This window comes from Psychrobacter sp. UBA2514 (assembly GCF_002341255.1).
Lineage (GTDB): Bacteria > Pseudomonadota > Gammaproteobacteria > Pseudomonadales > Moraxellaceae > Psychrobacter > Psychrobacter pacificensis.
Genome location: NZ_DDNS01000037.1, coordinates 5,506 through 5,898 on the forward strand (window position 1 = coordinate 5,506; position 393 = coordinate 5,898).

Sequence of the window (393 nt, forward strand, 5' to 3'; positions counted from 1 at the left end):
ATCTAGCCCGCGATCACGAATGATACTGATGCCATAATGTATACTTGGCAAATGATAGCTGCTATCTGTGTCAGATAACGCACGCTGCAATAGCACACCAATCGGTAGACCTGCCCGTACCAAGCTAATCAAGACTAGCGGATGCTCGTCACTGACATCATGACAAAAGACATGATGTAGGGTATGCGCTAAGCGTGCGATATCAGTTGCGGCTCTCTTACCACCTTGCGCTAGTGCCTGTTGGTATAGCTCTTCATGCATCGCGGTAGGCGCTTGCTCCAAGGTCAACATATCAGAGTAGTGACGTTGCCCACTTTGAATGAGTGCCTCTTTTTGACTGACGGGCACATCAGCAACAGCGTCTTTATCGACGATATCGAGCAGGACGGTCAC

At 49.4% G+C, this 393-nt stretch carries 1 protein-coding gene; it reads right to left on the reverse strand.

Features of this window, described 5'->3' with window-relative positions:
• The coding region (locus B3V51_RS09970) for a cysteine protease StiP domain-containing protein (RefSeq protein ID WP_286708345.1) at positions 1-393 on the reverse strand (393 nt) is incomplete at both ends.